A 14,309-nucleotide genomic window follows, 5' to 3' on the forward strand; every position below is an offset into this window, starting at 1 on the left:
ATCAGGCTGGCCAGCGGGCGCGGCTGCCTACTTGAGCTTGGCGCGCGGGTGCGCCTGGTCGTACACGTGCGCCAGGTGCTGGAAGTCGAGGGCCGTGTAGACCTGGGTCGAAGTGATGCTGGAGTGACCCAGCATTTCCTGCACGGCGCGCAAGTCGCCCGACGATTGCAGCACGTGCGAGGCGAACGAGTGGCGCAGCACGTGCGGGTGCACGTTGGCGGGAATCTCGGTGGCCAGCGCGTGCGCCTTCAGGCGCAGCTGCAGCACGCGGGGCGAGATGCGCGTGCCGCGCGTGCTTAAAAACAAGGCAGCACTGCCATCGGCCGCCGGCGGACGCACGCCCAGCCAGGCAGTCAGGGCCACGAGCGCCGCCTTGCCGACCGGCACCTTGCGCATCTTGCTGCCCTTGCCCGTGACGATGACTTCGAAGCTGGCCATGTCGAGCCAGCCCAGCGAGGCGGGCTGGCCGCCGTCGGCCTTGCAGTAATGGGTGTCCAGGCTGGTCAGTTCGGACACGCGCAAGCCGCTTGAATACAGCAGCTCGAACATGGCGCGGTTGCACAGCTGTTCCGGTTCGGCCGCGCCTTGCTGGTGTTGCGCGGGCGCCACGAGGCGTACGGCGTCGTCCACCGACAGGGCTTTGGGCAAGGTTTTGGCCCGCTTCGGGGCGCGGATGCCGTCGACGGGATTGGCGTCGAGCGTGGTCTCGCCGCTGAGCCAGTTGAAAAAGCCGCGCCACGATGACAGCTTGCGGGCGATCGAGCGCGGGTCGAGGCCGCCGGCGTGCAGCTTGGCCGTGTAGCGGCGCACTTCGTTGTGCGCCAGCGCCGTCCAGGGCGTATTGCCGCTCAGTTCCAGCAAGGCGCGCAGGTCGCGCCCGTAGGCGTCGAGCGTATGCGGCGACAGCTTGCGCTGCGTGGCCAGTTGCGCCAGGTAGGCGTCAAGCCACTCGGCCTTGCCGCGCACCGCGTTCATGGCTGACTCAGGCAGGCGAGCCGGCGCGCAGCGCGGCCAGGGCGGCGCTGGCCGTGGCGCCGATATGCACGAGGAAATCCGTGCCCATGCTCGAGGTAAAGCGTTCGCTGTCGGGCGAACCGAGCACCAGCAGGCCGAAGGTGCCCGTGGTGTTCGGGGCACGCAGGGCGATCATGACGGTCGATTCGATCTTGTCAGCTTGCAACCAGTGCACGGCTTCGAAATCGCGGTTGCTGCCGCAGTACGGGGTTTGCAGGCTGTTGGCGAACATGCGCACGTCGGCCGTGACATCTTCCGTGAACCAGCCGTCGGCGTGTTCCGGCAGCACTTGCCACAGGCGCAGGCTGACGTAAGGCACGTCGAAATTGCTTTGCAAGGCGTCGACCAGCACGCGCGGCATGTCAGCATCGTTGCGCACTTGCAGCATGGCCTGGTTCCAGCCGTGGAACTTGCTGGCGATGTCGCCATTTTCCTCGGCCACACGGCTCAGCTTGGACATGCGCAGTTCCAGCGCCTTGTACTTGTCGCGCATCACTTCCATTTGCCGCTCCTGCAGCGAGATGGTGCGTCCCGTCAGCGGACTGCTCAGCTTGACCTCGCCGAGCAGGGCGGTATGCTCTTCGAAGAAATTCGGGTGCTCGCTCAGGTACTGGGCGACGGTGCTGGAATCGAGTGTGGCGGTCATTGAGAATATCTGTCAGTGAAAGTTGAACACTTCATTCTAACCGAGAGTGCGCCGGCATAGGCGCAAAGGGGACGGTAGCGATGCATTTTCCGCGCGCCCATGAAAAAAGCGGCATGGTTGCCCATGCCGCCTTGTACTCCTGGTTCAGCAGTCACCCGCGGAGGGTGACTGGCCGGCCATTAGAAGTTGTGATGCAAGCCCAGACCGATGTAGGTCTTCGACACAGCATCCTTGCGGTTCGAGATGTCCGCGTACAGGTAGGTGCGTTTCGACAGGTTGTAGTCGTAGCCCAGCGATGCTTGTTTGGTTTTGGTCACGCCGTCTGGCGTTTTTTGACCGTAGCCAGCGCGAACCTTGCCTGGGCCGACGTCGTAGTTGGCGCCAACCAGCCATGCTTTGGTGTCGGTGTTGATGATCTTGAAGTTGCCATCATCCTGATGCTGGTACGACGCCATCAGTTTCAGTTCCGTTACCGGATTGAACGATGCGGCAACCGACCACAGCTTGGCTTGCACGCCATTGCGCTCATATGCGGCCATACCGGCGAACTGGCCGTAGTTGTACGTGGCCGAGACCGAGTACGGATTCGACTCTGGCGCGGCATTGGCAGCCACCGGGTAGTTGTTGGCTGGTGGCGTAGCTCCAGGTCCAGGGAATGCCGGATTGTTATTGGCTTCCTTGGCGGCGACAGTGGCGTTGAACTGGAAGCCGCTGATGACTGGCGAGTTGTAGAACACGGCATTCGAGAAGCGGTTACGCGAGTTGCCGGTTGCGCTCAGCGGATCGCTGCTGTAGGCGGCCACCGTGATGTCGGTCTGGAAACCGGCTGGCGTAGGCATGCCCGACCATGGTTCGAACGCGGTGCTCGATTCCTGGAAGGCGGTCAGGCCGCGGCCCAGACGCACGGTACCGAAGTTGCCTTGCAGGCCGACGCGGCTTTGACCCTGGAACAGCGGACGGGAGTTGCTTTCCAGCGTACCCGTATCGGATTCATAGCGAATTTCCAGTTGGAAAATGGCTTTCAAGCCATTGCCCAGATCTTCCGTGCCTTTGAAACCCAGCTTGTTGTTGTCGCGCTTGGTGACAGCGGTGCTCGAACCGGTCATTTTGCCCAGGCCAGCATCGATCGTGCCGTAGATTTGGACGGACGACTGCGCTTGTGCGGTTGCGGCAAAGGCGCCGAAGAGTGCGAGGGCAACGAGTGATTTTTTCATGTCTTATTCCCTATTAAAAGTGAGTTCCGTCCGAGATCCGAGCAGATTGAAACACGCTAACTGTCGCGTTTCGATGAATGAACCTTAATTCGTCGGCGCGCAAGACGTGCGGGATTGGTCAAATATGCGTGAAAAGATTGGTGAAAAGCGGCATAACTGCATGCCCCTGTTGTATTTTTGTAACGCGCGGTTTTTGCCGATCCTGCGCCGATGGCAAGCGTTTCCCCATCGCCACGGTAGCTGCGCATTGTGATATTGGCATGTCAGGGCTTGGACATTGTTGCGGTGAATCAAGTTCTTGAGGCCGCTTTGGCGGATTTATGACACAAGGACGTTACACTAAGGGAAGGCCTGCATTGATGGGCCTGGAGACGGCTCACCATTATTAGAATCATTGACTCAATATCGAGAATCGATGGCAAATCGCGAAACATTAGGATTGATCAAGGGAGCGCGCGCGGGCGATGTGGCTTGCCAGCTGGCGTTGGGACGCGTGTATCTGTTTGGGCAGGGAGTGCCGCAAAGCCTGCCGACCGCCTTGCACTGGCTGGCGCGGGCGGCCCAGGAGGATAGCGCGGAAGCGTGCTTGCTGATCGGTACGCACGTGCCGTTCGAAGTGGCGCAACCGTCGGCCAAGGTGCTGATCCCGTATTACGCGCAGGCATTCGACGCGGGCTTGGTGCAGGCGGGGCTGGTACTGGCGCAGCTGGTGCTGGGCAATGCCGCCAGCCACAGTGAAGCCTTGCGCGCCAAGGCGCGCGTGGCGCTGGACGCCGCCGTGCGCGCCGGCTTGCCCGATGCGCAATGGTTGTTATCCATGCAAGATGGATCGTCCGCAGCCTGCGGGCCGGACACCAGTCTGCCTGGCGAGAAAGCCATCGATGGCGACGCGCCGCTGCATGCCTGGCTGGAGCAGGCATGGAGTCAGGGCAACCATGCGGGCTTCCTGTCGCAAGGCTTGCCGCTGGCGCGCGAGCTGCTGCAGCGCCAGGCGGCCGCCGGGGCGCGCACGATCACCCTCGACGCGCAGCAGGTGCTGTTGCTGTCGCGTTGCGCCCAGGCCCTGGCGCCTGGCGGCGATGCTGAGGGCTGGCAGTGTTGCGAGCTGGCCGCGCATGGCGGCGACCGTACGGCGCAGCTGGAGCTGGGGCTCGGCTATGCGCGCATGGATGCGCATGGCCAGCGGCTGGCCACGCGTAACGGCGCGGCCAATTTCAAGCGGGCCGTGCGCTGGCTGACCCAGGCTGGCGAGCAGGGTCTGGCCGAAGCCTGGTTCGTGCTGTCGCGCATCTACACGAAACCGGAATTTTCCCAGCGCAATGTGGTCGAAGCCCATTCCTGCCTGGAGCGTGCCGCCGACCTGGGGCATGGCCCGGCCCAGCTCGAATGCGGCATGCATGCCTGGCGCAATCGCCGCGACGGCGTCAACAACGATGTGCGGGCCGCCTACTGGCTGCTGCAGGCGCAGGCGCAAGGCAGCCGTGAAGCGGAGGCGGCGCTGGCAAAGATCGCGCCGCAAGGCGAACCCGGCGACTGGGGCCAGTGCGCCGCCTTGCACGCCGATGGGCATTTGCGGCAACTGGGCCAGAGCCACCCCCTGCTGGCGGCGCGGCTGGCATTGGCGCGCTGCTTTCATCTGTCGCGTGCCGAGGCGCTGCTGCTCGATATCCATGCGGCCGACCAGGGGCATTGTCTGTTGATCGATATCAGCGCCACGCATGGGCGCGGCAAGCGGCGCCTGGTGCTGATCCGCACGGCGCAGGAGCGCCAGCTGCTCGATCAGGCGGTGCGTTTGTTCGAGCGCGTCGATTGCGGCGTGGCGGGGCCGGAAGGCAATTACCGGCAGCGCCTGTACCGCCTGAAGTGCTACCTGGCGGAACTTGATGTCGCGCAGGAACAGCAGTTCCTGGCGGCATAATGCAGCGGTGATTACAGTTCGATCGTGCCTTCGAACACGGTCACGGCCGGACCCGTCATCAGGACGGGCTGGCCGGGGCCTTGCCAGGCGATCGACAGTTCGCCGCCGCGCGCGCTGATGCGCACGGGGGAGTCGAGCAAGCCGCGCAGGATGCCGGCCACGGCGGCGGCGCAGGCGCCCGTGCCGCACGCCAGGGTTTCGCCCGCGCCCCGTTCAAACACGCGCAGTTTCACATGATGACGGTCGACGACCTGCATGTAGCCGGCGTTGACCCTGCGGGGAAAGCGCGGATGGTGCTCGATGCGCGGGCCCGTCACTTCCAGGTCTTGCGCATCGACATCGTCGACTACTTGCACGGCGTGCGGGTTGCCCATCGAGACGACGGACACCAGCACGGGAGAGGGTTGGCCCGGCAAGGCCAGGTCCAGCGGCCACACAGTGTCGTTGCCTTGCGCTACACCGTCCAGACCGATGGCATCGAAGGGCACCAGCGCGGGTTCGAGCACGGGCGCGCCCATGTCGACCGTGATGCTGCCGTCGAGTTCCAGGCGCGGCGCGATGATGCCGGCCATGGTTTCCACGCGGATGCTGTCCTTGGTCGATAAGCCCTTTTCGCTGACGAACTTGACGAAGGCGCGCGCGCCGTTGCCGCATTGCTCGACTTCGCCGCCATCGTTGTTATAGATGCGGTAGCGGAAGTCGCAGCCGGGCAGGCGCGGCTTTTCCACCACGAGGATCTGGTCGGCGCCGATGCCGAAACGGCGGTCGGCCAGGCGCTGCCACTGGGCCGGCGTGAAGTCGATTTCTTGATGGATGGCGTCGATGACGATGAAGTCATTGCCGGCGCCATGCATTTTGGTAAAGTGGAGTTTCATGGTCTGCCGTATCACTTGTGCTGGTTATAGAACGATGCTTCGCCTTCCGGACGCGTCTTGAAGCGCTTATGCGTCCAGAAATACTCGGCCGGCGCTTCGCGCACGCGCTCTTCGATGAATTCGTTCATGCGGCGCGTGGCGGCCGTGATGTCGTCGCCCGGATAGTCATCCCACGCCGGGTAATACGTCACTTGCCAGCCCTGGTAATTGGGCAGGAAGGTGGCGATGACGGGAATGACTTGCGCCTTGGCGGCCAGCGCCAGGCGCGCCGTGGCAGTCAGGGTGGCGGCAGGCACGCCGAAGAAGGGCACGAATTCCGCGTCCTTCTCGCCGAAATCCATGTCCGGCAGCATGAAATACGGCAAGCCGTCGCGCAGTGCGCGCAGAATCGTCTTGATGCCGTCCTGGCGCGTAAACAGCTTGGGCGGCTTGAAGCGCGAACGGCCGTTGCGCAAGGCCTGGTCGAAGGCGGCGTTCTTTTGCTGCACATACATCGACGAGGCGGAGATCTCCATGGCGGTAGCGGCGCCGGCCACGTCGAGGCAGACGAAATGCGGGCACAGCAGGATGGTCGGCTTGGCCGCGATCTGCTGGCCCGGGAAGGCGGGCACCTTCCTGATCAGGCGGTTCAGGCGCGCTTCCGACGACCACCACAGGATGCTGCGTTCCCACACGCTGCGCGAATACGCCTGGAAATGCTGGCGCGCCAGGGCCACGCGTTGTTTTTCCGTCAGTTCCGGCATGCACAGGCGCAGATTCGTCAGGGCAATCTCGCGCCGCGCGGGCATGGCGATGAACAGCAGGCTGCCGACGGCCACGCCGAAACGGCCGAGAATGGGTAAGGGAAGCCAGTGCAGCAACCACATGAAGGCGATCAGCAGTCTCATGCCTGCTCCCCGGCGGCGTCGGGCGTGGCGGGCGTGGGCGGCGGTGCGCCGCGCGGCACTTTATAGCGGTTGTAGCTCCACAGGTATTGCGCCGGGCTGCGCGCGATCAATTGTTCCATGGCCGCGTTGATCGTGCGCGCCTGCTCGGCCGAAGTGCTGTCCAGCGATTCGGTAAACGGCACGAAATGCACGACATAGCCGCGTCCGCCCGGCAGGCGTTCCGCGTAAGTGATGATGACTTCGGCGCCGCCCATCTGCGCCAGTTTGGCGGGCAGGGTCATGGTGTAGGCGGGGCGGCCGAAGAAATCGGCCCACACGCCTTCGCCCTCTTGCGGCACCTGGTCGGGCAGCAGGCCGATGGGCTGGCCTTTTTTCAGGCATTTGGCGAAGATGCGCACGCCCGACATATTGGCCGGCGCCAGCATCAGGTTTTCGCGCGCGCGGGCTCCTTCGATCAGCGGTTTCAAGGCGGCGCGCTTGGGCGGGCGGTACATCACGGTCAGCGGCGTGCGCAGCGCGATCTGTTGCGCGACGATTTCAAAGCAGCCCAGGTGCGGCGTCAGGAAGACGATGCCGCGGCCGTGTTGCAGCGCCTTTTCCACCAGTTCCCAGTTTTCCACCGTCGCATGGCGCGCCACGCGTTCGGCCGGCGCGCACCAGATGAAGGGCAATTCCAGCACGCTCTTGCCCGCTTCGGCCACGGCCGTGTGCAAGTGTTGCGAAAACCCCGCACCTTGCATGTTCTCGCGCATGCGGCGGCGGTAGGACGGGGAAATGGCGTAAATCACCCAGCCGAGCGCAGCGCCCAGGGCATGCAGGACGGGCAGGGGAAAGATGGACAGGAAGCGGAAAATTGGGACTAACATGTATAAGCTGTTTCCAGGAATGGCGTGTTGCCGTGCCAAAATTTTTTAAGAAGCGTAAAATACCACGTATGCAGTAACCGCTGAGTTAATAGACAACTTGCGAAGCGGAATATAAATATCGCTAAAGCGTCGCAGGCAACATCCTCTTTACTGCGACAGAACATTCACATAGTAAACAGGAGCTTGCAATGTCAAACGACTATCTCTTCACTTCCGAATCCGTCTCGGAAGGCCATCCCGACAAGGTTGCCGATCAAATTTCCGACGCCATCCTTGACGCCATCCTGACCCAGGATCCAGCCGCCCGCGTGGCTGCCGAAACCCTGTGCAACACCGGTCTGGTGGTGCTGGCTGGCGAGATCACCACGCACGCCAATGTGGATTATATTCAAGTTGCGCGCGAAACCATCAAACGCATCGGTTACGACAACACGGAATACGGCATCGACTACAAGGGTTGCGCCGTGCTGGTGGCCTACGACAAGCAGTCGCCCGACATCGCGCAAGGCGTCGATGAAGGTGCGGGGATTGACTTGGATCAAGGCGCTGGCGATCAGGGCCTGATGTTCGGCTACGCCTGCGATGAAACGGCCGAGCTGATGCCCGCCGCCATCCACTACGCGCACCGCCTGGTCGAGCGCCAGTCGCAACTGCGCAAGGATGGCCGTCTGCCATGGCTGCGTCCGGATGCGAAATCGCAAGTGACCCTGCGCTACGTCGATGGCCGCCCCGTCGGCGTGCACACCGTCGTGCTGTCGACCCAGCATGCGCCGGAAATCTCGCACAAGCAGATCGAAGAAGCCGTCATCGAAGAAATCATCAAGCCGATCCTGCCGCGCGAATGGCTGACCGACACGAAATTCCTCGTCAACCCGACGGGCCGTTTCGTCATCGGCGGTCCGCAAGGCGATTGCGGCTTGACCGGCCGCAAGATCATCGTCGACACCTACGGTGGCGCAGCCCCGCACGGCGGCGGCGCGTTCTCGGGCAAGGATCCATCGAAAGTCGACCGTTCGGCAGCCTACGCGGCCCGTTACGTGGCGAAAAACATCGTCGCGGCCGGCCTGGCGCGCCAATGCCAGGTGCAGGTCAGCTACGCCATCGGCGTGGCCAAGCCGATCAACATCACCGTCTACACGGAAGGCACGGGCGTGATTCCCGACGCGGAAATCGCCAAGCTGGTGCTGGCGCACTTTGATTTGCGTCCAAAAGGCATCGTGCAAATGCTCGACCTGCTGCGCCCGATCTACCAGAAGAGCGCCGCCTACGGCCACTTCGGCCGCGAAGAGCCGGAATTCACGTGGGAACGCACGGACAAGGTCGCCCTGCTGCGCGACGCCGCCGGCCTGAAGTAATCTAGCCAGACTTGCAAGAAAAGCGTCCCGGCCTCTGGCCGCGGGCGCTTTTTTTATGTGTTGTTACATGGCAATAAATGGCGAACAAACTGGCGCGCCGGCCTTGCCAATGTTAAAATCCACAGTCCGAGGAGCGTTGCGACGAAGAAATTCGCCAGGCTCGGAATATCCTGCAACTGCGCTCACGTACCTTTTTCAACTGAAAGGAGGGCGTGATGAACGCCGTACTCAAATCGCAACACGACTACACCATCGCCGATATCACTCTGGCTGCATGGGGCGACAAAGAAATCAAGATTGCTGAAACGGAAATGCCTGGCCTGATGGCCATCCGCGAAGAATTCGCGGCAGCGCAGCCTTTGAAAGGCGCGCGCATCACCGGTTCCATCCACATGACCATCCAGACCGCCGTGCTGATCCAGACCCTGGAAGCACTGGGCGCGCAAGTGCGTTGGGCATCGTGCAACATTTACTCCACGCAAGATCACGCTGCCGCCGCCATCGCCGCCGCCGGCACGCCTGTGTTCGCCATCAAGGGCGAGTCGCTGGATGACTACTGGGAATACACGCACCGCATCTTCGAATGGCCTAGCGTGGACGGCAAGGCTGTCTACTCGAACATGATCCTCGACGATGGCGGCGATGCAACCCTGCTGCTGCACCTGGGCGTGCGCGCGGAAACCGACCTGTCGGTGCTGGCGAATCCCGGTTCGGAAGAAGAAATCTGCATGTTCAACTCGATCAAGCGTCATCTGCTGGCCGACCCGACCTGGTACTCGAAGCGTCTGCCGGAAATCCTCGGTGTGACGGAAGAAACCACCACCGGCGTGCACCGTTTGTATCAAATGCACAAGGAAGGCAAGCTGGCTTTCCCTGCGATCAACGTGAACGATTCCGTCACGAAATCGAAATTCGACAACCTGTATGGCTGCCGCGAGTCCCTGGTCGACGGCATCAAGCGCGCCACCGACGTGATGATCGCCGGCAAAGTGGCCGTCATCGCCGGTTACGGTGACGTCGGCAAGGGTTCGGCCCAGGCCATGCGCGCCCTGTCGGCGCAAGTGTGGGTAACGGAAGTCGATCCGATCTGCGCACTGCAGGCGGCGATGGAAGGCTACCGCGTCGTGACCATGGATTACGCCTGCGAACACGGCGACATCTTTGTTACCTGCACCGGCAACTATCACATCCTGACGCACGATCACCTGACACGCATGAAAGACCAGGCCATCGTCTGCAACATTGGTCACTTCGACAATGAAATCGACGTCGCTTCGTTGAAACAATACGAGTGGGAAAACATCAAGCCGCAAGTCGACCACATCATCTTCCCGTCGGGCCGCCGCATCATCCTGCTGGCCGAAGGCCGTTTGGTCAACCTCGGTTGCGGCACGGGCCACCCGTCGTACGTGATGAGCTCGTCGTTTGCCAACCAGACGATCGCCCAGATCGAACTGTACGCAAATACGGCCAACTACCCGGTCGGCGTGTACACCTTGCCAAAACACCTGGACGAAAAAGTCGCCCGTTTGCAACTCAAAAAGTTGAATGCGCAGCTGACGGAACTGACGCAAGAGCAAGCCGACTACATCGGCGTGCGCACGGAAGGTCCTTATAAACCTGAACACTACCGCTATTAATCGGTAGTCCGGGGCTGTAACTCACCCTCTGAGGGCCGGCGCCTGCCGCCGGCCTGACCCTACTTTTGACAGGCTAGAGAAATGCGCTTGCTACTGATTTGGTTTATCAATGCGGCAGCCCTGTTTGCCGTCCCTTACCTGATGCACTCGGTGACGATGAGCAGCGGCTGGACCGCGCTGCTGGCTGCTGCCGTGCTGGGGCTGGTCAATGCGCTGATCCGTCCTTTGCTGATCCTGCTGACCCTGCCCGTGACGTTCTTGTCGCTGGGCCTGTTCATTTTGATCATCAACGGCTTCATGTTCTGGCTCGTGGCGCAGATAATCGATGGTTTCCATGTCGCCAGTTTCTGGTCTGCCGTGGGTGGTGCCATCTTGTACAGCATCATTTCCTGGGCCCTGTCGACCTTACTTTTGAGTAACGACGATGGAAAAGCATAATTTCAGTATTGAGTTTTTCCCGCCGAAAACCCCGGAAGGGGCGGAAAAGCTGCGCGCCACGCGTGTCAAATTGTCTGAGTTGCATCCGAAGTATTTCTCGGTGACCTTTGGCGCCGGCGGTACCACGCAGCAGGGTACGCTGGACACCGTGCGCGAGATCCTGGCGGCCGGCGAACAGGCTGCGCCGCATTTGTCATGCGTGGGCGGCTCGCGCGAATCGATCCGCGCCGTGCTGGCCGACTTCAAGGCGGCCGGCGTGAAGCGTATCGTGGCCTTGCGGGGCGATTTGCCGAGCGGCTATGGCGCTTCGGGCGAGTTCCGCTATGCCAACGAGCTGGTGGAATTCATCCGCGCCGAGACGGGCGACCATTTCCATATCGAAGTGGCCGCCTATCCGGAAGTGCATCCGCAAGCCCGTTCGCCGCAGGACGACCTGAACGCGTTCGCGCGCAAGGTGCAGGCTGGCGCCGATGCGGCCATCACCCAGTACTTCTACAATGCCGACGCGTATTTCCAGTTTGTCGAGCAGACGCAGAAGATGGGCATCAACGTGCCCATCGTGGCCGGCATCATGCCGATCACGAACTACACGCAGCTGATGCGCTTTTCGGACATGTGCGGCGCGGAAATTCCACGCTGGGTGCGTCTGAAACTGGCCAGCTTCGGCGACGACAGCGCATCCATCAAGGCCTTTGGCCTGGACGTGGTGACGGGCTTGTGCGAACGCCTGCTGGAAGGCGGCGCGCCAGGCTTGCATTTCTATAGCATGAACCAGGCGGCGCCCACGACCGCATTGTGGCAGCGCCTGGTGAAATAAACCTTCTGATGCGTCAGAGCAGATCGCCCTCGGTCACGATGTGATCGAGGGCGATGTCGTATTCGCCGTTGGGAAAGCTGGCCGTAAGGCAGGCATACGCGATGCCGAGGGTGCGCGGACGCGGCGTGGCCGCCAGGGTGCGGTCGTAATAGCCGCCGCCATAGCCGAGCCGGTAACGTTGCTCATTAAAACCCAGGCAGGGTACCAGCAGGGTGGCGGGCGCCGCACGCAGGCGCAAACGGGCCGGCACGGCCACGCCCATGCCATCCTTGACCATGGGCTCGCCCGGCGTCCAGTCGGAAAATGCCAGCGGCGCATGCTTTTCCAGCACCACCGGCAAGCTTAATTGCACGCCGCGCGCGGCCAATTGCGCATAGGCATCGTGCAAGTCCGGCTCGCCGTGCAGGGGCCAGTACACGCCCAGTTCCTCGACATTTTCCTGCGCGCACCAGTCCAGCAGGCGCTGCGCGATGGCTGCATCCCACCCTGCGCGCGTGGCGTCGGGCAGGGCGCGCCGGGTCGCCAGCAAGGCTTTGCGCAAGCCGGCTTTTTCCTGTGGCGCAATGGGTGGCCGTGCAGCCGGATCGCATGTTATTCTAGGGTAGCTATTCATATCACCATCAAGTTAAGATTGAGAGTCGTACATTGATTTCCCCACTGAAATGGATTGCCGGCACGATGCTGTGTGTTGCATCGGCCTTGTCTCCCCTGGCCGCCCTGGCCCAGGTATCCGCCACCGCAACGCCTGCCGCGCCCGACACGCGCAGCGAGGACGATGCCTTCCTGCTGCTGCGCGACGCCGCGCGCAAGGATGACGTCGAAAAAGCCGACTTTTATGCGGGGCGCCTGACGAATTACCAGATTCCATCGTATGTTGACTATTATCGGCTGAAACCGCGTATCAAACTGCTGACCGAGGCGCAATTTCGCGATTACCTGAACCGCTACAAGGGCAGCGCCATCGCCGACCGTTTCCGCAACGACTGGCTGCTGGAGCTGGGCCGCAAGCGCGACTGGGTCGTGTTCGATGAACAATACCCGCAATTCGCCCTCGACGATGACACCCAACTCAAGTGCTACGCGCTGATGTCGCGCGCCGCCAAGGGCCAGAACGTGGCGGCCGAGGCGCGCAACCTGCTGGTGTCTCCGCCTGGTTATGGCGAAGCGTGCGGCAGCCTGATCGCGGCATTGGCGCAAAATGGCCAGTTCGACACGAACGACCTGTGGGCGCAGATCCGCCTGGCGGGCCAGACGAATGCCACGGGCCCGGCGCGCCGCATCGCGCTGCTGCTGGGCGCGTCCGACGCGAAGATGGCGCAAGCGATCGATTTGCCGGCGCTGGTGCTGGCCAAGGGCGCGGGTCTAAGTCGCGCCGACCACGAGATGTACCTGGTGGCCGTCGGCCGCATGGCGAAAAGCACCCTGAAACTGGGCGTGGTAGGCCTGCAAAAGGCGAGTGCGCAATTGACGGCGCAGGAACAGGCCATCGGCTGGGCCAGCCTGGCCCTGCAAGCGTCGTACTCGCTGGCGCCGGAAGCGTTTGAATATTGGCAAAAAACCAATGGCGCGCCATTGACCCAGGAGCAGATGCAGTGGAAAACGCGTATCGCCTTGCGTGAAGGCAATTGGTCCGTGGTGAAAGCCGCCATCCAGGCCATGCCGGCCTCCCTGCGCGCCGATCCTACCTGGGTGTACTGGCTGGCGCGCGCGCAGCAGGCGGAAACGCCGGGCCGCCCGAACGCGCAAGCCGATGCCCTGTACCGCACGATCAATGAACAATCGAATTTCTATGGCTTGCTGGCCAATGAAGAGCTGGGCAACCACCTGGTCTTACCGCCGCCGGGCCAGCCCATCACGCCGGCGGAAATCGCCGCCATGGCCGCCAATCCGGGCTTGCAGCGCGCCTTGAAATTTTTCAACATGCGCTTGCGCTTCGAAGGCACGCGCGAGTGGAACTGGGAATTGCGTTCGATGACGGATCGCCAGCATCTGGCGGCGGCGGAATTTGCGCGCCAGAACAATGTGCTCGACCGCATGGTCAACACCTCCGACCGCACACGCCTGGAAGTGGACTATACGCAGCGTTATCCGACGCCGCACGACGACGTCATGCATCCGGCCACGCAAACCCTGGGCCTGGACAAGGCCTGGGTGTACGGCTTGATCCGCCAGGAATCGCGCTTCATCATGGATGCGCAGTCGCACGTGGGCGCGTCCGGCCTGATGCAGGTGATGCCGTCGACGGCCCGTTATGTGGCCAAGAAGATCGGTTTGACGGATTTCGTCACGGAAACCTTGAGCGACGTGCGCACCAACGTCTTGCTGGGCACGAATTACCTGAACATGGTGCTTGGGGGCCTCGACGGTTCGCAAGTGCTGGCCAGCGCCGCCTACAACGCGGGGCCGGGGCGCTTGCGCATCTGGCGCGCCACCATGACGCGGCCGCTGGAAGGCGCCATCTTTGCCGAGATCATTCCGTACACGGAAACGCGCGGCTACGTGAAAAACGTGATGGCCAACGCCACCTATTATGCGGCCCTGTTCGAGAAGAGCCCGCAGTCGCTGAAAGCCCGCCTGGGTACCGTGGGCCCGAAAAACAGCGCTGTTTCTGCCGATTTGCCATCATCCAACTAAAGCTC

General features: G+C 62.4%; 13 protein-coding genes and 1 riboswitch. Of the genes, 6 read left to right on the forward strand and 7 right to left on the reverse strand.

The genetic code is table 11. The annotated features are described in order from the left end of the window. Window positions 1-27 precede the first annotated feature (27 nt). From FG13_RS20535 to FG13_RS20545, 3 genes are all read right to left on the reverse strand, one after another. The gene (locus FG13_RS20535) at window positions 28-975 is read right to left on the reverse strand and encodes a tyrosine recombinase XerC (protein WP_035823873.1); all 948 of its coding nucleotides are present in this window, start codon (window positions 973-975) and stop codon (window positions 28-30) included. A gap of 7 nt (window positions 976-982) precedes the next feature. After that, the gene (locus FG13_RS20540; RefSeq protein ID WP_035823876.1) at window positions 983-1,660 is read right to left on the reverse strand and encodes a DUF484 family protein; all 678 of its coding nucleotides are present in this window, start codon (window positions 1,658-1,660) and stop codon (window positions 983-985) included. A gap of 179 nt (window positions 1,661-1,839) precedes the next feature. Then, a complete protein-coding gene (locus FG13_RS20545; protein WP_035823879.1) occupies window positions 1,840-2,874 on the reverse strand; it encodes a porin in 1,035 nt (344 codons plus the stop codon). A gap of 415 nt (window positions 2,875-3,289) precedes the next feature. Between FG13_RS20545 and FG13_RS20550 the strand changes: the two genes are divergently transcribed. Continuing rightward, on the forward strand, window positions 3,290-4,792 hold the full coding sequence (locus FG13_RS20550; RefSeq protein WP_035823880.1) for a tetratricopeptide repeat protein: 1,503 nt from the start codon (window positions 3,290-3,292) through the stop codon (window positions 4,790-4,792). A gap of 11 nt (window positions 4,793-4,803) precedes the next feature. Here the strand turns inward: FG13_RS20550 and dapF are convergent, their stop codons facing one another. Genes dapF through FG13_RS20565 form a run of 3 tightly spaced genes read right to left on the reverse strand, consistent with a single transcriptional unit; the run spans window position 4,804 to window position 7,420 of the window. Beyond that, window positions 4,804-5,667, reverse strand: a complete 864-nt coding sequence (dapF, locus tag FG13_RS20555) for a diaminopimelate epimerase (RefSeq protein WP_035823882.1) — start codon at window positions 5,665-5,667, stop codon at window positions 4,804-4,806. An 11-nt stretch (window positions 5,668-5,678) separates the two neighbouring features. Beyond that, the gene (locus FG13_RS20560) at window positions 5,679-6,554 is read right to left on the reverse strand and encodes an LpxL/LpxP family acyltransferase (protein WP_035823883.1); all 876 of its coding nucleotides are present in this window, start codon (window positions 6,552-6,554) and stop codon (window positions 5,679-5,681) included. Continuing rightward, a complete protein-coding gene (locus tag FG13_RS20565) occupies window positions 6,551-7,420 on the reverse strand; it encodes a lysophospholipid acyltransferase family protein (RefSeq protein ID WP_035823886.1) in 870 nt (289 codons plus the stop codon). The genes FG13_RS20560 and FG13_RS20565 overlap by 4 nt, the downstream gene beginning before the upstream one ends. A gap of 188 nt (window positions 7,421-7,608) precedes the next feature. Between FG13_RS20565 and metK the strand changes: the two genes are divergently transcribed. From metK to metF, 4 genes are all read left to right on the forward strand, one after another. After that, window positions 7,609-8,775, forward strand: a complete 1,167-nt coding sequence (gene metK / locus FG13_RS20570; protein WP_035823888.1) for a methionine adenosyltransferase — start codon at window positions 7,609-7,611, stop codon at window positions 8,773-8,775. A gap of 122 nt (window positions 8,776-8,897) precedes the next feature. Then, window positions 8,898-8,966, forward strand: a riboswitch (S-adenosyl-L-homocysteine riboswitch). Window positions 8,967-8,990: 24 nt separating this feature from the next. After that, entirely contained in the window at window positions 8,991-10,415 is a 1,425-nt protein-coding gene (gene ahcY / locus FG13_RS20575; RefSeq protein ID WP_035823891.1) for an adenosylhomocysteinase, read from the forward strand. A gap of 81 nt (window positions 10,416-10,496) precedes the next feature. Then, window positions 10,497-10,853, forward strand: coding sequence for a phage holin family protein (locus FG13_RS20580; RefSeq protein WP_035823893.1), 357 nt, complete (start codon window positions 10,497-10,499; stop codon window positions 10,851-10,853). Continuing rightward, a complete protein-coding gene (gene metF, locus FG13_RS20585; RefSeq protein ID WP_035823894.1) occupies window positions 10,840-11,670 on the forward strand; it encodes a methylenetetrahydrofolate reductase [NAD(P)H] in 831 nt (276 codons plus the stop codon). The genes FG13_RS20580 and metF overlap by 14 nt, the downstream gene beginning before the upstream one ends. A 13-nt stretch (window positions 11,671-11,683) precedes the next feature. Here metF and FG13_RS20590 read toward each other — a convergent pair whose 3' ends face one another. After that, entirely contained in the window at window positions 11,684-12,211 is a 528-nt protein-coding gene (locus FG13_RS20590; protein WP_051959295.1) for a 5-formyltetrahydrofolate cyclo-ligase, read from the reverse strand. Window positions 12,212-12,315: 104 nt separating this feature from the next. On the opposite strand from FG13_RS20590, the gene FG13_RS20595 reads away from it, so the two are divergent. Continuing rightward, complete coding sequence (locus FG13_RS20595) at window positions 12,316-14,304, forward strand: lytic transglycosylase domain-containing protein (RefSeq protein ID WP_035823896.1); 1,989 nt, start codon at window positions 12,316-12,318, stop codon at window positions 14,302-14,304. Window positions 14,305-14,309 lie beyond the last annotated feature (5 nt).

Source organism: Janthinobacterium sp. RA13 (assembly GCF_000745325.1).
In the GTDB taxonomy this organism is placed as follows: Bacteria; Pseudomonadota; Gammaproteobacteria; order Burkholderiales; family Burkholderiaceae_D; genus Janthinobacterium; species Janthinobacterium rivuli.

Bases quoted from the DNA above. Each gene is read 5' to 3' on its own strand.
- FG13_RS20535 (WP_035823873.1), bottom strand. From the start codon at position 975: ATGAACGCGGTGCGCGGCAAGGCCGAGTGGCTTGACGCCTACCTGGCG.
- FG13_RS20540 (WP_035823876.1), bottom strand. From the start codon at position 1,660: ATGACCGCCACACTCGATTCCAGCACCGTCGCCCAGTACCTGAGCGAG.
- FG13_RS20545 (WP_035823879.1), bottom strand. From the start codon at position 2,874: ATGAAAAAATCACTCGTTGCCCTCGCACTCTTCGGCGCCTTTGCCGCA.
- FG13_RS20550 (WP_035823880.1), top strand. From the start codon at position 3,290: ATGGCAAATCGCGAAACATTAGGATTGATCAAGGGAGCGCGCGCGGGC.
- dapF (WP_035823882.1), bottom strand. From the start codon at position 5,667: ATGAAACTCCACTTTACCAAAATGCATGGCGCCGGCAATGACTTCATC.
- FG13_RS20560 (WP_035823883.1), bottom strand. From the start codon at position 6,554: ATGAGACTGCTGATCGCCTTCATGTGGTTGCTGCACTGGCTTCCCTTA.
- FG13_RS20565 (WP_035823886.1), bottom strand. From the start codon at position 7,420: ATGTTAGTCCCAATTTTCCGCTTCCTGTCCATCTTTCCCCTGCCCGTC.
- metK (WP_035823888.1), top strand. From the start codon at position 7,609: ATGTCAAACGACTATCTCTTCACTTCCGAATCCGTCTCGGAAGGCCAT.
- ahcY (WP_035823891.1), top strand. From the start codon at position 8,991: ATGAACGCCGTACTCAAATCGCAACACGACTACACCATCGCCGATATC.
- FG13_RS20580 (WP_035823893.1), top strand. From the start codon at position 10,497: ATGCGCTTGCTACTGATTTGGTTTATCAATGCGGCAGCCCTGTTTGCC.
- metF (WP_035823894.1), top strand. From the start codon at position 10,840: ATGGAAAAGCATAATTTCAGTATTGAGTTTTTCCCGCCGAAAACCCCG.